Below are 21,484 nucleotides of genomic sequence, written 5' to 3' on the forward strand. Positions count from 1 at the left end.
GCCGAACGGTCGCCCGCGCCGGGCTCTCGGCACCTAAGGTGCCAGAGTCGCAAGAGATAAGAGCCGAGCCCATGCTCGGCTGCGGTTCCGGCCCGCATTGAGCCGAGCATCGGCTCGGCTCTACAGGTTGCTAGCGCGCCAACCAGCGGCGCGCCATGCGCTGCATGGATTCATCCGATTCCGGATCGACCGCGACCTCATCGACCGGCCGCCAGGCCAGGTCGAGTGACTCCTCGCTGAGCACGAAGACCTCGCCACCCAGCGCCCGGATCACGAAACGCACGTCGTAGTGCCAGTGCCCTGGCACGTCCTTGCGCTCCGGAATCCAATGCTTGTCGATATCGAAGATGGCCGGATCTTCCAGCACCAGGCCGCTCAGGCCCGACTCCTCCTCGGCTTCCTTCAGCGCCACCTGGGCCAGGTCGCGGTCGCCGTCGGCGTGGCCGCCCAACTGCAGCCAGCGCTGCAGCTTGCGGTGGTGGGTCAGCAACAGGCGCTGACCGTCGGCGCTGACCAGCCAGCAGCTGGCGGTGAAGTGGCCAGCCAGCCGTTCACGACGGAACGGATCTTCCGGATCGTCCAGCAATATGCCGAATTCGGCAGCCAGTGCGTCGTGGGCGGGCTCGCGGCGGGCATAGTCCCGCAGCAGGCCACGCAGGCGATCGTCAAGCACGGCAAGGGTTTCGGCGGTCTGGCTCATGAATGGGCGGCGTTTGGAAAAATACTGCTCATTATCGCCGTTCATTGTTGCGATTGCGCTTGTGCGTTGGCTTCAGCTTTGGCTAAGGTACAGCGGGCCGTTCGCGCGGCCTTCACCATTCCAGGGTTGCCGGCAACGTATCGGCGGCCCACCCAATCCGATCACTAGGAAGTACTGCATGCTGAAAGCTCTGTTGAGGGTCAAGCCGGTTGAACCGGCCGGGCACGTCGATGCTGGCGAACCCATCGAAGGCAGCCTGGACGGCGAAGCCACGTTGAAACGGACCCTCACGGCTAAACACCTCATCCTGCTTGGCGTGGGTGCGGTGATCGGCGCAGGCATCTTCGTGCTGACCGGCCAGGCTGCGGCCAACCACGCCGGCCCCGCGGTCATGCTGTCGTTCGTCATCGCCGGTTTCGCGTGCGCCCTGGCGGGCCTGTGCTACGCCGAGTTCGCAGCGATGATGCCGGTCTCCGGCAGTGCCTACTCCTATTCCTATGCCACCCTCGGCGAGGGCATGGCTTGGTTCATCGGCTGGTGCCTGGTGCTGGAGTACCTGTTCGCCTCGGCCTCGGTCGCGGTGGGCTGGTCGGCGTACCTGATCAGCTTCATCACCACCACGTTGCACATGCCGTTCCCGGATGCGCTCAGCGCAGCTCCCATTGCCTGGACCGGCAGCGAGTTCATCGCCTCGGGCAAGCTGTTCAACCTGCCGGCGGTGCTGATCGTCGCGGCGGTGTCCGGCCTGCTGTACGTGGGCGTGACCCAGTCGGCCTTCGTCAACGCGATCATCGTGGCGATCAAGGTCACCGTCATCTGCCTGTTCATCGGCATCGGCGCGGCCCACATCGATCCGGCCAACTGGCAACCGTTCATCCCGGAAAACACCGGCGTGGCGGGTGAGTTCGGCTGGAGCGGCGTGTTCCGTGCGGCAACGATCGTGTTCTTCGCCTACATCGGCTTCGATGCGGTCTCCACCGCCGCCGGCGAAACCAAGGACCCGCAGCGCAACATGCCGATCGGCCTGCTCGGCTCGCTGGCGGTATGCACCATTGTCTACATCATCGTCTGCGCGGTTCTGACCGGCATGATGCCGTACCACCTGCTGGGCACCGACAAGCCGGTAGCCACCGCGCTGGAGCCCTACCCGACCCTGGCCTGGCTGAAGACGCTGGTCGAGATCGGTGCCATCGCCGGCCTGTCCTCGGTAGTGCTGGTGATGATGATGGGCCAGACCCGCATCGCCTACACCATCTCCCGCGACGGCCTGCTGCCGAAGTTCTTCGGCAAGGTCCATGCCCGCTTCCGCACCCCGTACGTCGCCACCATCGTGGTCGGCGTGATCGCCGCCGCACTGGCCGGCCTGGTGCCGCTGAACGTGCTGGGCGAACTGGTGTCGATGGGTACCCTGCTGGCCTTCGCCACGGTCTGCATCGGGGTGCTGGTGCTGCGCTATTCCAAGCCGGACCTGCACCGCCCGTTCCGCGTGCCGGCGGTGTGGATCATCTGCCCGCTCGGCGCGGCCACCTGCCTGTTCCTGTTCTGGCAGGCGTTCGTGGTGCATTGGCACCTGTTCGTTGGCTGGACCCTGCTCGGCCTGCTGATCTACCTGGGCTACGGCATCCGCAACAGCAAGCTGGCCAAGTCCTCCTGATCCGCCTACGGGCCGGCCCTGCGCCGGCCCGTCCGTTTTCCCCGCGCGCCCATTGCGGCGCGCTTCGACAAGACCACCACACATGTTCAAGCAACTGTGGGCCACCAAGCACCCGCATGCCGCCCATGAAGACGCCAACGGCCTGAGCCTGCGCCGCCACCTCGGCCCGTGGGGCCTGACCGCCCTCGGCATCGGCGCGGTGATCGGCGGCGGCATTTTCGTCATCACCGGCCAGGCCGCCGCCAACCACGCCGGCCCGGCCATCATGCTGTCTTTCGTGCTGGCCGCGATCTGCTGCGCCTTCTGCGCGCTGGCCTATGCCGAATTCGCCTCGATGGTGCCCGTCTCCGGCAGCGCCTACACCTATACCTACGCCACCTTCGGCGAACTCTCTGCCTGGTTCATCGGCTGGATGCTGGTGCTCGAATACGGCGTCTCCGCCTCGGCGGTCGCGGTCAGCTGGACCGGCTACTTCCTCAGCCTGCTCAGCCAATTCGACATCCATCTACCGGCGGCGCTGGTCAGCGCGCCACTCGACGCGCAGCTGCGCCCGACCGGCGCGATCGCCAACCTGCCCGCCGCCGCACTGGTGCTGCTGCTGACCTGGCTGTGCTACGTCGGCATCAGCAAGTCCTCGGCGATGAACATGGCGATGGTCGTGCTCAAGACCGGCCTGATCGTGCTGGTCATCGTGGTGGGCTGGAAGTACGTGGACACCAGCAACTGGACCCCGTTCATCCCCGCCAACGAAGGCCCCGGCAAGTACGGCATGGAAGGCGTGCTGCGTGGTGCGGCGATGGTGTTCTTCGCCTACATCGGTTTCGAGGCGGTATCGGTGGCGGCGCAGGAGTCGAAGAACCCGCAGCGCGACATGCCGTTCGGCATGATGCTGTCGCTGGTGATCTGCACCGTGCTGTACATCGCGATGGCCGCAGTGATGACCGGCCTGGTGCCGTTCCAGCTGCTGGGCACCGACGAGCCGGTGGTGACCGCGGTGGCCGCGCATCCGCAGCTGGGCTGGTTGCGCTGGGTGGTCGAGGTAGGCGCCCTGGTGGGCCTGTCCTCGGTGGTGCTGGTGATGATCATCGGCCAGCCGCGCATCTTCATGATCATGGGCCGCGACGGCCTGCTGCCGCCGGTGTTCACCAAGATCCACCCGAAGTACCGCACCCCGCACATCAACACCGTGATCACCGGCATCGGCATCGCCCTGCTGGCGGCGCTGTTCCCGCTGGACATCCTCGGTGAACTGACCTCGATGGGCACGCTGATCGCGTTCGCAGCGGTGTGCGCGGGCGTGCTGATCCTGCGCCGCACCCAGCCGGACCTGCCACGTCCGTTCCGCATGCCGATGGCGTGGCTGATCTGCAGCCTGGGCGTACTGAGTTGCCTTGCCCTGCTGTCGGCGATGACGATGCACAACTGGATGCTGATGGGCGTGTGGACGTTCGTCGGCTTCGTGATCTATTTCTGCTACGGCTTCAGGCACAGCCGTCTGCGGGGTAAGTGAGGGGATTGCAGGGCCTGCGGCCCTGCACCCGCCCGGAGCAACGGCAACAGCTGGGCTAAGGGTTTGGCGGGGAGGCATGGGTTCGCGGGGGACGCCGTGAATCCGTCCATGGAGGCTTAGCCGCGCCATCCATGGCGCGGATACCCCCGCGAACCCATGCCTCCCCGCCCATGACAGTCTCCCGGCGCATCCGGTGGATCCACGCCATGCGTGGATGAAGCGTTCCGGGAAACGAATGTATCGGAACGAATCTGTTGTAGAGCGGAGCCATGCGCCGCTCCGAGCAAGCGCAGCGAAGCGACCCGCTTTTCGCTTTTCCTTCTTCACTCCGTGGCTGGCCGCACGCCGGGACCTGTCAGAGGCGGGGCGGGTGGGCCGTGCAGGGGCGTTGGCGCCATGGATGGCGCCATCGAGCCTACAGGGACGTACTTGCAGCGTCCCCTGCACGGCCCACCCGCCCCGCCCCGCCCCGCCCATGAACCGCTCTACACGACCCGCCACGAGGGGCTCAGCCGTTGGCCGAATCCAGTAAAATCGACGGCATGAACGCCCCCACCTTCCCGTACGACACCGCGCGCCTGAGCGAACTGGCCCAGCTGCTGATCGACAACGTCCGCGAACTGGCCCACGCCGGCTGGACCCCGGCCACCAGCAGCAACTTCTCCCACCGCCTGGACGACCGCCACGCCGCGATCACCGTCTCCGGCAAGGACAAGGGTCGCCTGATCGAGGACGACATCATGGTGGTGGACTTCGACGGCCAGGCCGTCGGCCGTCCGCTGCGCCCGTCTGCCGAGACGCTGCTGCACACCCAGTTGTATCGTCGCTTTCCCGAGATCGGCTGCGTACTGCACACCCACTCGCCGGTGCAGACCATCGCCTCGCGCCTGTACGCGCCGCAGGGCCACATCCGGGTCGAAGGCTACGAGCTGCTGAAGGCCTTCGCCGGCAACAGCACCCATGAGATGGCCATCGATATTCCGGTGTTCGCCAACACCCAGGACATGAACGTGCTTTCGAAGCAGGTCGATGACCTGCTCGACCGGCAGAACCTGTGGGGGTACCTGATCGACGGCCACGGCCTGTATGCCTGGGGCCGCGACATGGCCGAAGCGCGCCGGCACATGGAAGCCTTCGAGTTCCTGCTGCATTGCGAGCTGGAGCTGCGCAGACTGCGCGGCTGAACCCGCGCGCAGGTGCAGATGCCGATCCGGAATCTGCACCTCGTGCCCACCCTGCTACCCTGTCTTCCCCCCGAGACGTTCAAGCTGCCGCCATGAGCCGACTGCGCATCTACGACGACACCCGCCCCGAATCGCCGCTGCTGGACACCCAGGACGGCGCGGTCATCGCTGCCGAACTGCAGAAGATCGGCGTCACCTTCGAACGCTGGCAGGCCACCGCGCCGGTCGCGCCGGGCGCCAGTCAGGATGAGGTGTTCGCCGCTTACCGCGCCGACATCGATCGACTGGTCGCCGAGCGTGGCTTCAAGAGCGTGGACGTGGCCTCGATCGCCCCGGACAACCCGAACCGCGCCGAGCTGCGCAAGAAGTTCCTCGACGAACACTTCCACAAGGAAGACGAGGTGCGCTTCTTCGTCGCAGGCTCCGGCCTGTTCACCCTGCACGTGGGCGACAAGGTCTACGAGATCGAGTGCGTGAAGGACGACCTGATCGCCGTACCCGATGGCACCACCCACTGGTTCGACATGGGCGATGAGCCCAGCTTCGTGGCGATCCGCTTCTTCACCGAGCCGGATGGCTGGGTCGGTCACTTCACCGGCACCGACATCGCGCAGAAATTCCCCCGTTACATTCCGACCCAGGCGTCCTGATCCATGCAGCCCCGCGTCATCCTGACCGATATCGAAGGCACCACCAGCAGCATCTCGTTCGTCAAGAACGTGCTGTTCCCCTATGCCCGCAAGGCCTTGCCCGCGTTCGTCGCCGAACACGGCCAGCAGCCGGAGGTGCGCCGCTGGCTGGATGCGGTGGCTACCGAGATCGGCGGCGCCTGCCAGCACAGCCTGGTGGCCGAGACGCTGCAGGGCTGGATCGACCAGGACCGCAAGCACACCGCACTGAAGGCGCTGCAGGGCCTGATCTGGGACGAAGGCTACCGTCGCGGCGACTACACCGCGCACTTCTACCCGGAAGTGGCGCCGGTGCTGAAGGGCTGGCACGCCTCCGGCCTGCCGCTGTACGTGTATTCCTCCGGCTCGGTGCCGGCGCAGAAGCTGTTCTTCGGCTTCAGCGATGCCGGTGACCTCAGTCCGCTGGTGTCGGGCTGGTTCGACACCGAAATCGGCGGCAAGCGTGAGGCCGACAGCTACCGCCGCATCGTGCAGGCCATTGGCGTGCCGGCCGGCGAGATCCTGTTCCTGTCAGATGTGGTCGAGGAACTGGACGCCGCCCGAGACGCCGGCCTGCAGACCCGCCTGATCGATCGCCTGGATGACTACCCGCTGCCGCGCACCGGCCAGGCCGCCAACGGCCACGAGCGCGTCGAGAATTTCCAGCAGATACTGCTATAAGCAGGAAGGTGTCCGGACCAACGGTCCGCACCTACCCGACTCCGCTTCTGGTAGATGCCAACCTTGGTTGGCATGCTTCGGGTGTGCCAACCAAGGTTGGCACCTACCAAAGCGGAATACCCCTCAACGGTCGTTGAGGGTCTTCACCTCCAGCGCTTCGCGCAGGGCAGCCAGATCCACCGGGCCGCGAACCGCAATGTCGCGGGTTTCGCCGGGCAGCAGGTCGAGCAGGTTGTCTTCCACCTGCACGTCCAATGCACCAAAGTCGATCCACGCCGAACGCACGTAGGCCGCGCTTTCCAATCGCAGACGATAGTGGTCGCCTTCAATGGACAGGCTGGCCTTGAGCTTCTGCCGCGGCAGGATCTGGTCCTTGGCTTCGACGAATCCGACCACCTGGCGGGCACTCACCGCCCCGTTCTGCAGCAGCTCGAACACCGCCACGGTGCGCTTGGGGTCGGTACCGGCCAACAATTCGGCATCGCGGAAATCACCGATCGAGGTGACACCGGCAGCGGCCAGCGTCACCGCTTCCTCGCGACGGCGCAGCACCTTGCCGTCCACGTCCATCACCCGCAGCCGCCAGCGCGCATCCAGCGCGGCCCCGTCATTGAGCAGGCGCACCCGCGTACTGCCCTCATCACGCAATGCCGCCAGCGTGACCGGCGCGAAGAAGCGCCGCGCGGCGAAGTGCAGCGCCTTCCAGCGACCGAAGTAGTCCACGCTGGACCATGAAGCACCTGGCCAGACGTCGTTGAGCTGCCAGTACAGCGAGCCCATCGTGTACGGCCGCGAGGCGCGATGGTGCAGCGCCGCCAGTGCGATGCCATCGGCCTGCATCACCTGGCTCAGGTAGACGAAGTCCTCGAAGTCTTTCGGCGTGCCATAGCCCAATTCAATGTAGTGCAGCAAGCGGCTGTTGCCTTCGCCCGCCATGAACTTCTGGTGCGCGCGGATCACGGGGCTGTCGATGCGCTGTTCGGCGCGGGTGGCGATCTGGTCCACCGTCGCCACCGACGGCCATGCCTGCAGTCCATATTCGGACATGAAGCGCGGGGTCTCACGCAGGTAGGCCTGCACCGGCAGTGCCGGATTGCCCCAGACCTGCCAGTAGTGCTTGTCGCCGCGGGTGGAATCGTTCGCCTTTTCATCCAGATCGTTGCTGGGCGAGCTGGACCAATACGGCACGCCCAGCCCTTCCTCACCCACTACCTGGCGCAGATCATTGCCGAACAGGTCGACATAGCCCTGCCAGACCTTCGCCGCAAATGCCGGGTCGGCCGCCTTCAGGTCGCGGCCGTGGCCCCAGTCCTTCCAGGCGGTTTCTTCCTCGTTGTTGCCACACCACAGCACGATGCTGGGGTGATGGCGCAGCCGGCGCACGTTGTCGCGCGCCTCGGCCACCACGCTGGCACGGAAGGCCGGATCGTAGCCCGGCTGCATGCCGCCGCCGAACATGAAGTCCTGCCAGACCAGCAGGCCCAGCTCATCGGCGATGTCGAAGAACGCATCTTCCTCGTAGTAGCCGCCGCCCCAGTTGCGCAGCATGTTCATGTTGGCGTCGCGCGCGGCGGTCAGCACCTGGCGCAGTCGTGCGGCATCGACACGTGCGGGGAAGGCATCGAACGGAATCACGTTGGCGCCCTTGGCGAAGATGGGCACGCCATTGATGACGAAAGCGAAGCCCTGCCCGCCCTTGCCGTCTTCCTCGCGGCGCAGTTCAACCGTGCGCAGGCCGATGCGCTGCTCGCGCGCCAGTGTTGCATCGGCGCCACCGTCCAGGCGAGCCTGCACCGTATAGCGGTCCTGCGCACCATGGCCCACCGGCCACCAGCGTCGCGGCGTGGCCAGCTCAACCGGCAGCTCAACCGTGTTCTGGCCGGGCTTCAGCAGCACCGTGCGTTGCACCTGGGCCACGCTGCGTCCCTGCGGATCGCGCACATCGACATTGACCACCGCAGAACCGGCAGCGCTGCCCTGCTCCACCTGCAGCAGCACCGCCAGCTTCGCCTGCTCCGCGCTCAATGCATCGGTACGCACCGCCAGATCGGTCAGGCGGTGCGCGTCCCAGGCCTGCAGTTCGACCCCGCGCCAGACGCCGGCGGTGACATAGCGCGGGCCCCAGTCCCAGCCGAAGTGATAGGCCGGCTTGCGCGCGAAGTTGCCGACCATCGCGTCTTTGGGCTCATCACCATAGGGTGAAGGATAGTTACCAGCAATCTTGTGCGGCATCGCCCGCACACCCGGCAGCAGGGTGCGGATCGGTGAACGGAATACGATCTGCAGTTCATTGTCCTTGGCGCGCAGGCGTCCCTCCACGCGCGCTCGCCAGGTACGGTGCGCATTGTCCGCGCGCAGCAGCGGCTTGCCGTTGAGCCTGACTTCGGCATAGGTGTCCAGCCCATCGAAGCGCAGCTCGGCATTGGGCTTGGCCAGCGTCGCCGCGTCCACGTCGAAGCGGGCGCGGTATTCCCAATCGGCCAGGCCGATCCATTGCAGCTCGGCCTCGGGTGCACCGACGTACGGATCGCGGATCAGCCCATGCGCCAGCAGGTCGGTGTGCACGCTGCCCGGCACCTTCGCGGCCCGCCATTGCTGCAGGCCCGGGTGGGCTCCACCCTGGGCGTCGCCGGGCAGCATGCGGAATTCCCACTGCGCCTGCAGCGGGGCTGCAGCCAACGGGAAGGAAATGGCTGCAATCAGCAGCAGGAGCAGACGGACAACGAGGGAAATGCGATGCACGTGATGCTCCTGTTTTCCGCCGGGCGCGGCCCGGCGCTACCGATTCCGATTCATCATGCGTACGGCGCTACGCGCCTCAACGCACGACGTTCAACACTTCGTAGCACGCACCCATGGTGTGGTAATCCACCTTGCCGGCCGGGCTCTTCTCGTCGCTGTACTTGCGGTTGTCGGCATCGAGGATGCGGAACCAGGCGCCGTACTGGTGATCGACGAAGTGCTCCCAGGAGTACGCCCAGATGCGCTCGTACCACTGCCAGTAGCGGTCGTCGCCGGTACGCTTGGCCATCAGCGCGGCGGTGGCCAGCGTTTCGGCCTGCACCCAGAAGTACTTGTCGTCGTCGCAGACGAAGCTGTCGCCGCCGATCGGCGCGCCATCCATGCCGGGCTGGCGGCGCGATTCGGGAGCGAAGCCGTAGTACAGGCCGCCCCGGGCGTCGTCCCAGCTGCGTGCGACGGCGACGTCGAACAGGTGCTGCGCGGTCGGCACCAGCCAGTCGGCCTGCACGTGACGATCGAGGATCAGCAGCAGCTTGGCCCACTCGGTCTGATGGCCGGGCTGGAAGCCCCACGGGCGGAACAGGTGCTTGGGGTCGTCCAGGTTGTAGTCCCAGTCGATTTCCCAGTTCACATCGTAATGTTCCCAGACCAGGCCACCGGCCTTGGCGGCCTGGCGGCGGGTCATGTTGTCGGCCAGTTGCAGCGCGCGCTCGACATAGCGCTGCTCGCCACTGGCCTCGAACGCCGCCAGCATCGCCTCGCACATGTGCATGTTGGCATTCTGGCCGCGGTAGCCGGTGAAGTTCCACTGGCCGTCAGCCTCGTCCTTGTACAGGCCGTGCTGCGGCTCCCAGAAGCGCGCTTCCAGCAGCTGCCAGGTCTCGTCCATCCACTCGCGGGCCTGCTCGACACCGGCCTTCAGTGCGCAGCTGTAGGCCAGCAGCACGAAGGCCACGCCGTAGCAGTGGTTCATCTCGTCCTCGACCTTGCCGTCGCGCAGGGTCCAGGCATAGCCGCCGGTGGCCGGGTTGCGGTGCACCTCGCGCAGGTAGCGCACGCCATGCTCGACGGCCTCCCTGTACTCGGCATTGCCGAACTCACGGTAGGCCATCGCGTAGTTGAAGACGAAACGGGTACTGCTCACCAGGTGGCGGTGGCTGGCATCGTAGATGCTGCCGTCATCGCGGAAGTAGTGGAAGAAGCCACCGTTCGGATCGATGCAGCGCGGATGGTAGAACGCCATCGTGTCGGCGATATGCGCGCGCAGGAACGCGGGCGAACGGAAATCGGGCGGGATGTTCATGCAGTAATGTCCTGTGCCTGCAGCAGCTGCTGCACTTCATCGAGCGAGGGCATCGCGGCGAACGCGCCCTTGCGGGTAACCGCCAGCGCACCCACGGCGGCGCCGAAGCGCAGCGTGGCGGCGATCGCGTCCGGGTCCTGGCAGAACGCGGCGAAACCCGCGCCCGCCCCACCGCGCTGCAGCAGGCCGACCAGCACGCCGCCGACGAAGGCATCACCGGCCGCCGTGGTGTCGACCGTAGCTACGCGGAAGCTGGTGACCATGCCGTGGTTGTCACGGGTGTACCAGTGCAGAGTGGCCGCACCATCGGTGACGATCACCCAGCGCGCCTGCGCGGCCAGCAGGCGACGCAGCACCAGCGCCTCGCCGTTATCGCCGAGCGGTGCTGCCAGGTAGTCCAGTTCCTCGCGCGACAGCTTGACCAGGTCGGCACGTTCCAGCGCCTGCCACAGGCGCGGCGTCGGATCCTCGTTCGCCGGCCACAGGGCCGGACGCAGGTTGAGGTCCAGGCTGACCACCGCACCGGCGGCGCGGGCGCGGTCCATCCCGGCGAAGGTCGCTTCGGCGATGGCCGACTCGGTCAGGCTGTTGGAGCACACGTGGAAGCACTGTGTGCCGTCGAAGCACGCGGCCTGGAAGTCGCTGTCACGGAACAGCAGGTCGGCCGCCGGCGGGCGGTAGAAGCTGAAGCTGCGCTCGCCGCTGGCATCCAGCGCGACGAAGGCCAGCGCGGTCTTGGCCGCGTCGGTGCGCACGATGTAATCCGTGCCCACGCCGTGCTCGACCAGGCTGTCGGCGAGGAAGTCGCCGAACATGTCACGTCCCAGCATGCCGACGAACTGGGTCTTCGCGCCCAGCCGCGCAGCCGCTACCGCGACGTTGGCCGGCGCACCGCCGGCGTACTGCAGGAACGCGCGCGGCGTGTCGGCCGAGGCCGGCGGCTGCGCTAGTAGATCGATCAAAATTTCGCCGAAGCAGACAATGGCACCCATTCCGGACTCAGCCTCCCTGCGTTGCGGAAGCCGGCGTACGCGCGCCGACCAGTCCGTAGAAAATGATGTAGCCGTAGCACAGCAGCGGCAGGATGAAGCTGGCCTGCACGCCGATGTGGTCGGCCAGCACGCCCTGCAGGTACGGCACCACGGCGCCGCCGACGATGGCCATGATCAGCAGGCTGGAACCCTTGTTGGTCAGCGGGCCCAGGCGCTCGATGCTCAGCGCGAAGATGGTCGGGAACATGATCGAGTTGAACAGGCCGATCGCCACCACCGAGTACAGCGCAACGCTGCCGGAGGTCAGCATGGTCGTGGCCAGCAGCGCCACGTTGACCAGCGCGAAGATCGCCAGCAGGCGGCTCGGCGAGAAGCGCGCCAGCAGCGCCGAGCCCGCAAAGCGGCCGATCATCGCCATCGTCCAGTAGGCCGACACGTAGTGGGTGGCTTCCTGCTCGCTGAAGCCGCCGATGCTCGGCATCGACAAGTAGTTGACCAGGAAGCTGCCGATCGACACTTCGGCGCCGACGTAGAAGAAGATGCCCAGCACACCCAGCAACAGGTGGCGCTTGCGCAGCGCATCCAGATAGCTGTGGTGGTGGCCCTGGTCGGCCTGCTCGGTGGCGTCGCTCAGCGCCGGCAGGCGGAACAGGAACACGAACAACGCCAGCAGCACCAGCGCCACTGCCAGACCCACGTACGGGCCCTGCACAGCCTGCGCCTCGGCGGCGCGGTAGGCCAGCTGCTCGGCGGCCGGCAGCGCGCTCAGTTCATCGGCGCTCTTGACTGTGTTGGACAGGATCAGCATGCCGCCGAAGATCGGCGCAATGGCCGTGCCCAGCGAGTTCAGCGCTTGCGCCAGGGTCAGGCGGCTGGAGCTGGTCTGCTCCGGGCCCAACAGTGCGACGTAGGGATTGGCAGCGACCTGCAGCACGGTAATGCCGGTGGCCAGCACGAACAGCGCGCCCAGGAAGGCGCCGTACACGCGCAGCTCGGCCGCTGGCCAGAAGCCCAGCGCGCCGATACCAGCAATCACCAGGCCGGCCACGATGCCCTTCTTGTAGCCCAGCGCCGCCACCAGGCGACCTGCCGGCAGCGACATCAGGAAATAGGTGCCGAAGAAGGTGAACTGCACCAGCATCGCCTTGGCATAGTTCAGCTCGAACACCGCCTTCAGGTGCGGGATCAGGATGTCATTGAGGCAGGTCAGGAAGCCCCACATGAAGAAGATCGTGGTGACCACGGCCAGCGCCTTGCCGTTGGTGACGGCGGGTGCGTTGCCCGAAGAACCCGATGGACGGGGCGTTGCGGAGATCGGCATGCGGTACGCGCCTCGATGCGCGGAAGGTCGTTGTTGCGTGGAAGGGGTGTATGGAAGGAATCAGTTCGGTCTTGCGGCACTGCTTTCGCGGATGCGCAGCTGCACCGGCGCGACCGTGCGCCGTGGCGGCGCGTCCGGTTCGTCCAGTCGTTGCAGCAGCAGCGCGGCAGCCTGCCGGCCCCGCTCGCGCGGGTCAGCGGTGAGCGTGGTCAACGGCGGCACCGCCACCGACGCTTCGGAAATATCATCGAAACCGGTAACGGCAAAGTCGCCGCCCGGGCGGATGCCACGCGAATTCAAGCCCAGCATCAAGCCCAGCGCGACGGTGTCGTTGTAGCAGACCGCTGCACTCGGCCGATGGCCGTCGGCAAACAGCTCATCGGTGCGCGCCGCAGCTTCCAGGCGGTTCGGCGCCGACTCGATCATCCAACCCGGCGGCAACGACAGCCCAGCCTCGGCCAGCGCCTGCTGGAAACCGGCGCGGCGCTGATGGCACGAACTGGATGCCGCGTGGCCACCGAAGAAGGCGATCTGGCGATGGCCGCGCTCGATCAAGTGGCGCGTGGCCAGGTAGGCGCCGTGCTGGTTGTCCAGGGTCAGGAAGTCCCAGTCGGCCCCCTCCAGTTCGCGGTTGAACAGCAGCACGTTGGCATTGGCACCCAGCGCCTGGCGCAGCTGCGCGGTGTCACTGCCTTCGGCCGGCGACAGGATCAGGCCGGCCGGGGTGTGTTCCATCAGTGTCGAAAGCACCGCCTGCTGGCGCTCCGGCGATTCACCCGTGCTGCCCAGCAGGGTCACGTAGCCGCGCCCGCCCAGCGCCTCGTCCACGCCCGAAGCGAATTCGGCGAAGAACGGGTTGGACAGATCGTTGATCACCAGCGCGATGCTCGACGAGGTCCGCCGGCGCAGGTTGGCAGCGGCGCGGTTGTAGACATAGCGTTGGCGGCGCAGTTCGGCCTCGACCTTGGCGCGGGTATCAACGTTGACCAGCGGGCTGCCGCGCAGCACCAGCGACACGGTTGCCCGTGACACGCCGATGGCACGCGCGATGTCGGTCACCGTCACCGCCTTGCCGGCGCGCTTGCTGGGACTGCTGCCGTTGTCGTTCATCGTCTTCCCGGACTCCGCTGGATGCTCAAGCCTAATGGATCAGGGCCCTGTCGTGCCGTGCCGTTCGCTGGGTGACCGCGAACGGCACAGTCCGTCTCAGCGCAGCTGGCTGCCCGGTGCCGCGCACCAGGATACCGGCAGGTCCTTCACCGCCGTGCCCCAGCCCTGCTCCGGCGCCTTCGCATCGAGCGCGAACTGCAGGCGCGGGCCCTGCTGCAGGCGGTTCCAGTCCAGCCACACCGGTGCATGCGCCTGGCCATCGACCTGCACGCCCTGCACGTACTGCAGGCGGCGGCCATCGGCGCCCGGCGCATCGATGCGCAGGGTGCGGCCATTGCCCATGTCCACCTCCACCTTGCTGAAGCGCGGCGTGTGCAGCAGGAACTGGCCACTGCCCGGCACCGCCGGGTACACGCCGATGGCACTGAACAGGTACCAGGCCGACATCGTGCCGAGGTCATCGTTGCCGGTCACGCCATTCGGTGCATTGGTGAACAGCTGCTGGGCGGCGCGCACCACGGCGGCGGTCTTCCACGGCTGGCCGATCAGCGTGTACAGCCAAGGCGAGTGGAGGTCGGGCTCGTTGTTCGGGTTGTAGCGGAACTGGTTGTAATAGCTGTACGGCCCGACCACCCACTCCTTGCGCGCGGCATTGAGCGGATCGGCCTGCAGCGCGTCCATCGCGAAGAATGCATCGAGGCGGCGGCCGGCCTGTTCGCGGCCGTCCATCGCTTCGACCAGGCCCGGCACGTCCTGCTGCGCCAGCCACTGGTACTGCCATGCCGTGCCTTCATGGAAACCGTGGTGCGAGCGCGGGCTGTAGTGGCCATCGGCCGGCGTGTACCACTGGCCATCTTCGGTACGCGGGCGCGGGAAACCGGTGAAGCCGGTCTCGGCGTCACGCACCTGCGGATCCCACACCTTGCGCCAGTTGCGGCCGCGCTCACGCAACGTCGCCGCGTCCTGCGCATGGCCAAGCCCATCGGCCATCTGCGAAAGCGCGCAGTCGGCCAGCGCATATTCCAACGTGGCCGAGCCGCCGTGGTGCGGATCGACGTCCATGCCCTTGGACGGGAACGCGCGGTCGTAGACCACGTAGCCCTTGTCCAGGTAGGTCGGGTTGCCGGAGCGACCGGCCATGCGCGAGTTCAGCGGCGGCGTACCGAACGCATTGCGACGCAGCGCATCCCACGCCTGCGATTCACGGCCCTTGAGCGCACCGAAGCGCCAAAGATCGACCATGAACGGCGTGACCGGATCGCCGGTCATGATGTTGGTCTCGAAGTTGGCATAGCCCCAGCGCGGCAGCCAGCCACCCTGCTCGTCGATCGCCAGCAGGGTGCGGCCGATGTCCCGCGCCACGTCCGGGCGGGTCAGCGCCAGCCACTGGTTCTGCGCGCGGTAGGTATCCCACAGCGAGAAGTACTCGTAGTAGGTCCAGCCATCGGCACGGTGGATGCCATCGTCATAGCCGCGATAGCGGCCGTCGGCATCATTGCCGGTCATCGGCTGCAGCAGCGCGTGGTAGGCCGCGCTGTAGAACACGGTGCGGTCATCGGCCGTACCGCCCTGCACACGTACCCGCCCCAGCTGCTCACGCCACGACTGCTGGGACAGCGCGCGCATGCGGTCGAAGCCGAGCAGCGCCCCACCCTGCATTCCCTCCGCGCGCAGGTTGGTGCGCGCGCCTTCGGCATCCACGTGCGAGATCGCGCTGACCGCTGTCACCGACTGGCCCTTGCCGAGATCGAAGCTGAGCCAGGCACCGTTCGGCTTCTGCTCGCCTTCCATGCTGTGGCGCGCGCCGGGCAGGCCACCGCCCTCGCCCCAGGTGCCATGCGCCTTGAACGGACGGTCGAACTCGATGCGGAACCAGGTGGTGTACTGGTGCCCGCCACAGAAGCTCTTGGTGACCAGCTTGCCTTCGACCACGCGGTCGCCGACCACGTCGACCACGCTGCCGATCACCGAATGGCGCTCGTTGGCCTGGCCGACGTTGACCAGCACGTGGCCATCGCCACTGCGCTGGCTGAAGGTGTAGCGCTCGGCCGCAGCACGCGTACGTGCAGTCGCCTCCGCATCAATGCCGCCGTAGCTGGTCAGCCGCACCTTGTAATAGCCCGCTTGGCCGATCTCGCCGTCATGGGTGTACGACGCGGCGTAGGCTTTATGGTCAAACTTCTTCGCATTGCCAGTATCGAAATCGCCGCCCGGACCGATCGAGCCCGTGACCGGCAGAACCGACACCTGGCCGCCCTGCTCCCAGCAGCCGGCGCCGGAGATGAAGGAGTGGCCGAAACCGCGGATCTTCTCGTCGTCGTAGCGCCAGCCCGAATAGTGGCTGCCGATCGGGCTGACCTGGATCAGGCCGAACGGCGCCGATGCGCCCGGGAACGTGTTGCCATCGTCCTTGCTGCCGATGAAGGTGTTGACCTCGCGCTCCAGCGCAGCCGGCGCCGCCTGCAGCAGCATCGGCGCCGCCGACAGTGCGAGCAGGCAGGCCAGGCGCACCAGCGGGCGCGTGGACAATGGGACGGCTGGAGCGGACGGCACTGGACGCATGTCGGGTTCCTGTAGTCGATGACGCGGAGGCAGACGGCCGGAGCCTTCCGACACCGTTCCGCTGAGCCCTGCCCTGACCTGCAGAGAGCTCCCCCTGGAATGACGCCCGACCCACCAGACCGTGAATTTAGATCGATTCAAGTAGAGCATGCAGGTTCAGCCGAATGCATTCTGCGGCGCAGCATGAGAGAGGGTGTTCGGCAGGGCTGCGCCCTGCACCTGCCGAAGCCGAAGCCTAAGCAACAGCAAAAGCCGGCTGTCCGTGGGATGGCGGGGTGGGTCCGGTTGCGGGGGACGCCGTAAATACGTCCATGTAGGCTCGGTCGCCGCATCCATGCGGCTCACGCCCCCGCAACCGGACCCACCCCGCCTTCGACAGATCTCCGCGATCTGCGGTAGATCCACGCCATGCGTCGATCAATCTCTGACAGATAACGAAATCAATCGGGGTCAGATCCGTTTTCCAAAGGAAAACGGATCTGACCCCACGACCCCATGTCGTTCCAGGATCAATCCAACCGTCACCGGGAAACTGTCGAAGGCGGGCGGTGTCGGATTGCGGGGTGTCCGCGGCATGGATGCCGCGGCCAAGCACCCATGGACGGGTTTACGGCGTCCCCGCAATCCGACACCGCCACGCCCAACACAAAGACGACCCAGAGCCGCTTTGGCTTTGGCTTTGGCTGTTGCCCTGGCTCACAGCAGGTGCAGGGAGCAGCCCTGCCGACCCACCCTCCCCCTGCGCACGAAAACGATTTCACTGTTTTCAGCAAACCGTCATCCCTTCGCCACGCCAGTACCATATTGCGGAGCAGCATGCGCCCGCGGGCGACCCATGCTAAAAAACGCCCGCCCATCGCTTAGATCGATCCAAGAGCGACACTGCGATGGCCGGGAGTTGGGGGAGCAGCAACAGGACGTACCAGGCCACGCGCACGGTGCTACTGCCACTGCATGGCAATAGCGACAATGTCACTTCAAATTAGATCGATTCAAGTTGTCCGTGCCACGTCACCGGATCAATCCAGGAGAGAGGGAGAGATGGGAATGAAGCATTCAACACGTACGCATGGTCAGGACGCACTGGCGTTGGCCATCGCGCTGGCCTTGGCCGCCGCCGTCATTCCGGCTGGCGCCGCCGCGCAGCAGGCCACCTCCACCGGCTCGCAGGAGGCCACCAACCTGGACAGCGTCCAGGTCACCGGCTACCGCTACGCCATCGAGAAGAGCCTGTCACAGAAGCGCGACGCCAACGCCGTGGTCGAAGTGATCACCGCAGAAGATGTCGGCAAGTTCCCCGACAAGAACGTCGCCGACGCGTTGCAGCGCGTGCCCGGCGTAGTCATCACCCGCAGCGGTGGCGAAGGCAAGAGCGTCAGCGTGCGCGGCCTTGCGCCGGACCTGACCCTGACCCAGTTGAACGGCAACTACGTGGCCACGTCGGAAACCAACGACGAAGCCACCCGGTCGTTCAACTACACCCTGCTGCCGTCGAACATGCTGTCCAGCGCAGAGCTGTTCAAGTCGCCGGAAGCCCGCATCGACGAAGGCGGCATCGGCGGCACGGTCATCCTGCACACGCGGCGTCCACTGGACATGGAATCCAACTCGGGCTTCGTCACGCTCGAGGGCACCTCCTCCGATACCCACCACGATATCGACCCGCAGGCCTCAGCCCTGTATTCGTGGCACAGCAAGGACGAGCGTTTCGGCGTGCTGATCGGCGTGACGCAGCAGAAGCGCACCACCCGCACCATGGAAGCCAGCACCGAGGACTACCAGTGGTATGGCGCCGGCAAGGCGCGCGATGCCTATGGCAACGTGCAGGCGCAGGATGGCATCCACTACTGGTGGGGCAAGTCCGGTTTCAACAACCAGACCGGCGGCAACTACAGCGATTTCTTCATGCCGACCTCGGTCAACTTCGCCGTCAAGGAAGAAAAGCGCGAGCGCAAGGGCGGCCAGCTGACCTTCCAGTTCAAGCCGGTCGACAACGTCACGATGACGGCCAACTACTTCCGCTTCGAGCTGCAGGGTGATTACACCCAGAACATGCTGAAGATTCCGGAATGGAGCATGGCCCGCTTCAACGGTGATGGAAACTGGGCCGGCGGCCGCCTGCTCAACGGCCTGGATTTCGACCCCAGCGGCAACACCGTTACCGGCGCCCAGTTCGAAAAGCTGGCTGGAAAGACCTACTACTGCAGCGAAGACCAGGCCAAGGCCGCGGGTCTCAAGCCCGGTGGCTGGGGCCCGGACGACTGCACGGTTCCGACGCCGCAGCTGACCGGTGGCTACAGCAAGGAAAAGGCGCTGTCGCAGACCGCTGACCTGACCATCGACTGGGATATCAGCCCGCTGTGGAAGGCCTCGTTCACCGGCGGCCGTACCTGGTCCGAAGGTGGTCCGTCGATGAACTTCCGCATGTCGGCCAAGCCGCGGCGCAAGGTCGGCAACGATTACCTGTCGGGCAACCTGTACAGCGCATGGGACCTGACCGGCACGCCGTCGGCCACCTTCTCGCCCGACCTGCAGCAGCAGCTGATGAACGGCATCGCCGAAGTCGACACCGGCTCGACCGATTCGTCGTGGAAGCGCACCGAGGTCAAGCAGAACTACTTCCAGGCTGACGTGACCAAGCTGTTCGAGTCGGGCTGGCTGGACTCGATCCAGTTCGGTGCCAAATACCGTGACGGCAAGGTCCATCGCAATACCGGCAACACCTACTGGGTGTGCCCCGGCCGCGACCCGGCCGACTATGACAACAGCCGCTACCAGAGTGGCTGCGATCCGACTGCCGGCGACGCGCAGCCCGGCTTCTTCCTGTCCAATCCGATCAGCAACATTGCCGGCGGCTTCAATGCCAACGTGTTCCCGGGCATCAACTACCCGGCCTACATCGACTACCTGAACAAGACCTACGGCGGTTCGCACAACCGTACCGAGGAAGACTTCGTCTACAACGTCAACGAGAAGATCTACTCGGGCTACTTCCAGGCCAACTTCCGTACCGAACGCCTGCGCGGCAATGTCGGCGTGCGCGTGGTGCGCACCAAGCAGTTCGCGCAGTCCTCCGACTCGATCGAGAAGTTCAACGACTACTTCCTGGACAACGCCTCCGGCGCACCGATGGCGTGCACCGATCCGGCCGCCGCGGCCTACCCGACCTACAGCTGCGAGAGCGGCTTCGTGCGCCTGCCGCACGACCTGGCGCAGAGCAAGACCTACAGCCTGATCGGCGTGGACCGTACCTACACCGACGTGCTGCCGAGCTTCAACATCGCCTGGGACATCACCGATACGCTGGTGCTGCGTGGTGCCGCGTCGAAGGTGATCGCCCGCCCCGGCTACACCGACATCGCAGCACCGGGCGCACTGAGCTATTACAGCGAAGAGTATGTCAATGATCGCCGCGTTGCCGGTGGCGCGTCGACCGCAGGCTGGGTTGGCCAGGGCAGCAACAAGCAGCTGGAACCGTTCAAGGCCACCCAGTTCGACCTGGGCCTGGAGTGGTACTTCCAGCCGGGCGCGGTCGCCGGCGTCGGCCTGTTCCGCAAGAACGTGGACAACTTCACCCTGCCGGTGGTGCGCGACACGCCGATGGTCATCAATGGTGAAGCGGTGAACGTGCAGCGCTACGAGACCCAGGCCAATGGCCGCGATGGTGTCTCGCAGGGCGTCGAGCTGTATGGCCAGTACACCTTCGATTTCGGCTTCGGCGTGCAGGCCAACTACACCTACAACGACACCAACCTGGCCTCCATTGTTCTGGACGGCCAGGAAATCGGCTCCTCGCCGCTGGTCGGCAGCGCCAAGAACCAGGCCAACGTGACGGTGTTCTACGAGAACGAGAAGTTCCTCGCGCGCGCCTCGTTCAACCGTCGCGGCCAGGTGGTCGGCGGGCTCAACAACGGCCTCACCGTTTACACCGAGCCGTATGACCAGCTGGATCTGAACGTGGCCTACAACCTGACCCCGGACTGGACCCTGACCGCCTCGGTGATCAATGCCACCAAGTCCGAACAGCGCGTGCACCTGGGAAGCGACACCAAGGCACGCCTGATCTCCAATACCTACGCAGGCCGCCAGCTGTACCTCGGCGCCACCTGGAAGTTCTAAGGCAACACCGGGTTGCCCGGGCCCGCCCCGGTGCAACCCACGTCCCGCCCTGGCGGGGACGGTCCTCCACGGCAGCCGCGCTGGTACAGGTGGCTGCCGTTTTTGTTGGCGCTTTTCTTCGGTTCAGCCCTGCGCTTGACCCTGCCAATGTTGGAAGGTGCACACTGGCTCCACCCCAAGAGCACCGAAGGAGCTACAGATGGAATTCCACGTTGAAGGCATGACCTGCGGCGGCTGCGCACGCAGCGTGACCAAGGCGATCGAGCTGGTCGATCCGCAGGCCAGCGTGCAGGCAGATCCGGCCAGCCGTCGCGTGCAGGTGCAGACCTCGGCCAGCGAATCACAGATCGTGGCGGCACTGACCGATGCCGGCTTCCCGCCGCGCACGGCCTGATTCCCTACCCTGCGCCTGCAACGAAAAACCCGCCCGGTGCAGCTGCACCGGGCGGGTTTTTTCATGCATGCAACGCCAGGTCAGTGCTTGTGCGTGCGGCGCCGTACCGCACCGGTCTTCGCGGTCTCCGGCGGTGTCAGGGTCTCTTCGTCCTCGCCCAGCCGCTGCAGGATCGGGCATTCCGGGCGCTCATCGCCCGCACAGCAGCTGATCAACGACTTCAGCGTGTCGGCCATCTGCCGCATGCTTTCGATACGCTGTTCCAGGTCGGCGATGTGCTGTTCGGCAAGATGCTTGACGTCGGCACTGTGCCGCGAGGTGTCGTTCCACAGGCCCAGCAGGTCAGTGATCTCGGCGACTTGGAAGCCGAGATCGCGCGCGCGGCGAATGAAACGCAGGCGGTGGATGTCCGCCTGCGAATACGCCCGGTAGCCGGACTCGGTGCGATCTGCCGCGGGAATCAGGCCGATCTGTTCGTAGTAGCGGATCATCTTCGCCGAAACGCTGGAGGCCTTGGCGGCTTCACCGATGTTCATGCGGTTCT

General features: G+C 66.0%; 15 protein-coding genes. 7 read left to right on the forward strand and 8 right to left on the reverse strand.

Annotated elements, in window-relative coordinates; translation table 11 throughout:
• Positions 1-130: 130 nt before the first annotated feature.
• Positions 131-745, reverse strand: a complete 615-nt coding sequence (locus AC13GA_RS20320) for an NUDIX hydrolase (RefSeq protein ID WP_482998835.1) — start codon at positions 743-745, stop codon at positions 131-133.
• Between the two features lie 133 nt (positions 746-878).
• On the opposite strand from AC13GA_RS20320, the gene AC13GA_RS20325 reads away from it, so the two are divergent.
• From AC13GA_RS20325 to mtnC, 5 genes are all read left to right on the forward strand, one after another.
• A complete protein-coding gene (locus AC13GA_RS20325; RefSeq protein ID WP_006363814.1) occupies positions 879-2,354 on the forward strand; it encodes an amino acid permease in 1,476 nt (491 codons plus the stop codon).
• Positions 2,355-2,436: 82 nt separating this feature from the next.
• A complete protein-coding gene (locus tag AC13GA_RS20330; protein ID WP_032128776.1) occupies positions 2,437-3,864 on the forward strand; it encodes an amino acid permease in 1,428 nt (475 codons plus the stop codon).
• Between the two features lie 542 nt (positions 3,865-4,406).
• Positions 4,407-5,048, forward strand: a complete 642-nt coding sequence (locus tag AC13GA_RS20335) for a methylthioribulose 1-phosphate dehydratase (protein ID WP_253079152.1) — start codon at positions 4,407-4,409, stop codon at positions 5,046-5,048.
• A 92-nt stretch (positions 5,049-5,140) separates the two neighbouring features.
• Positions 5,141-5,698 (forward strand): 1,2-dihydroxy-3-keto-5-methylthiopentene dioxygenase, encoded by a 558-nt coding sequence (locus AC13GA_RS20340; protein WP_049467060.1) that lies wholly within the window; start codon positions 5,141-5,143, stop codon positions 5,696-5,698.
• A 3-nt stretch (positions 5,699-5,701) separates the two neighbouring features.
• A complete protein-coding gene (gene mtnC / locus AC13GA_RS20345) occupies positions 5,702-6,397 on the forward strand; it encodes an acireductone synthase (RefSeq protein WP_482998836.1) in 696 nt (231 codons plus the stop codon).
• A gap of 123 nt (positions 6,398-6,520) precedes the next feature.
• Here the strand turns inward: mtnC and AC13GA_RS20350 are convergent, their stop codons facing one another.
• The 6 genes from AC13GA_RS20350 to AC13GA_RS20375 all read right to left on the reverse strand — a co-directional run bounded on the left by AC13GA_RS20350 (position 6,521) and on the right by AC13GA_RS20375 (position 16,427).
• On the reverse strand, positions 6,521-9,139 hold the full coding sequence (locus tag AC13GA_RS20350) for a beta-mannosidase (RefSeq protein WP_482998837.1): 2,619 nt from the start codon (positions 9,137-9,139) through the stop codon (positions 6,521-6,523).
• A gap of 76 nt (positions 9,140-9,215) precedes the next feature.
• A complete protein-coding gene (locus tag AC13GA_RS20355; RefSeq protein WP_482998838.1) occupies positions 9,216-10,442 on the reverse strand; it encodes an AGE family epimerase/isomerase in 1,227 nt (408 codons plus the stop codon).
• Positions 10,439-11,434, reverse strand: coding sequence for a carbohydrate kinase family protein (locus AC13GA_RS20360; RefSeq protein WP_482998839.1), 996 nt, complete (start codon positions 11,432-11,434; stop codon positions 10,439-10,441). Before AC13GA_RS20360 ends, AC13GA_RS20355 begins: the two co-directional genes overlap by 4 nt.
• A gap of 7 nt (positions 11,435-11,441) precedes the next feature.
• A complete protein-coding gene (fucP, locus tag AC13GA_RS20365; protein ID WP_100468323.1) occupies positions 11,442-12,755 on the reverse strand; it encodes an L-fucose:H+ symporter permease in 1,314 nt (437 codons plus the stop codon).
• Positions 12,756-12,815: 60 nt separating this feature from the next.
• Positions 12,816-13,865, reverse strand: coding sequence for a LacI family DNA-binding transcriptional regulator (locus tag AC13GA_RS20370; RefSeq protein WP_087922403.1), 1,050 nt, complete (start codon positions 13,863-13,865; stop codon positions 12,816-12,818).
• A gap of 96 nt (positions 13,866-13,961) precedes the next feature.
• Complete coding sequence (locus AC13GA_RS20375; RefSeq protein WP_253079158.1) at positions 13,962-16,427, reverse strand: GH92 family glycosyl hydrolase; 2,466 nt, start codon at positions 16,425-16,427, stop codon at positions 13,962-13,964.
• A 1,041-nt stretch (positions 16,428-17,468) separates the two neighbouring features.
• Here AC13GA_RS20375 and AC13GA_RS20380 point away from each other — a divergent pair.
• Positions 17,469-20,546, forward strand: a complete 3,078-nt coding sequence (locus AC13GA_RS20380; RefSeq protein ID WP_482998840.1) for a TonB-dependent receptor — start codon at positions 17,469-17,471, stop codon at positions 20,544-20,546.
• Positions 20,547-20,745: 199 nt separating this feature from the next.
• On the forward strand, positions 20,746-20,940 hold the full coding sequence (locus AC13GA_RS20385) for a heavy-metal-associated domain-containing protein (protein ID WP_012510895.1): 195 nt from the start codon (positions 20,746-20,748) through the stop codon (positions 20,938-20,940).
• Positions 20,941-21,020: 80 nt separating this feature from the next.
• Here AC13GA_RS20385 and cueR read toward each other — a convergent pair whose 3' ends face one another.
• The gene (gene cueR, locus AC13GA_RS20390) at positions 21,021-21,476 is read right to left on the reverse strand and encodes a Cu(I)-responsive transcriptional regulator (protein ID WP_197619559.1); all 456 of its coding nucleotides are present in this window, start codon (positions 21,474-21,476) and stop codon (positions 21,021-21,023) included.
• Between the last annotated feature and the right edge of the window lie 8 nt (positions 21,477-21,484).

Source organism: Stenotrophomonas sp. 22DLJC03 (genome assembly GCF_056861405.1).

Coding starts and splice junctions, on each gene's coding strand:
- AC13GA_RS20360 (WP_482998839.1), bottom strand. CDS start 11,434: ATGGGTGCCATTGTCTGCTTCGGCGAAATTTTGATCGATCTACTAGCG.
- AC13GA_RS20325 (WP_006363814.1), top strand. CDS start 879: ATGCTGAAAGCTCTGTTGAGGGTCAAGCCGGTTGAACCGGCCGGGCAC.
- cueR (WP_197619559.1), bottom strand. CDS start 21,476: ATGAACATCGGTGAAGCCGCCAAGGCCTCCAGCGTTTCGGCGAAGATG.
- AC13GA_RS20330 (WP_032128776.1), top strand. CDS start 2,437: ATGTTCAAGCAACTGTGGGCCACCAAGCACCCGCATGCCGCCCATGAA.
- AC13GA_RS20355 (WP_482998838.1), bottom strand. CDS start 10,442: ATGAACATCCCGCCCGATTTCCGTTCGCCCGCGTTCCTGCGCGCGCAT.
- AC13GA_RS20340 (WP_049467060.1), top strand. CDS start 5,141: ATGAGCCGACTGCGCATCTACGACGACACCCGCCCCGAATCGCCGCTG.
- AC13GA_RS20320 (WP_482998835.1), bottom strand. CDS start 745: ATGAACGGCGATAATGAGCAGTATTTTTCCAAACGCCGCCCATTCATG.
- AC13GA_RS20335 (WP_253079152.1), top strand. CDS start 4,407: ATGAACGCCCCCACCTTCCCGTACGACACCGCGCGCCTGAGCGAACTG.
- AC13GA_RS20385 (WP_012510895.1), top strand. CDS start 20,746: ATGGAATTCCACGTTGAAGGCATGACCTGCGGCGGCTGCGCACGCAGC.
- mtnC (WP_482998836.1), top strand. CDS start 5,702: ATGCAGCCCCGCGTCATCCTGACCGATATCGAAGGCACCACCAGCAGC.
- AC13GA_RS20370 (WP_087922403.1), bottom strand. CDS start 13,865: ATGAACGACAACGGCAGCAGTCCCAGCAAGCGCGCCGGCAAGGCGGTG.
- fucP (WP_100468323.1), bottom strand. CDS start 12,755: ATGCCGATCTCCGCAACGCCCCGTCCATCGGGTTCTTCGGGCAACGCA.
- AC13GA_RS20380 (WP_482998840.1), top strand. CDS start 17,469: ATGGGAATGAAGCATTCAACACGTACGCATGGTCAGGACGCACTGGCG.
- AC13GA_RS20375 (WP_253079158.1), bottom strand. CDS start 16,427: ATGCGTCCAGTGCCGTCCGCTCCAGCCGTCCCATTGTCCACGCGCCCG.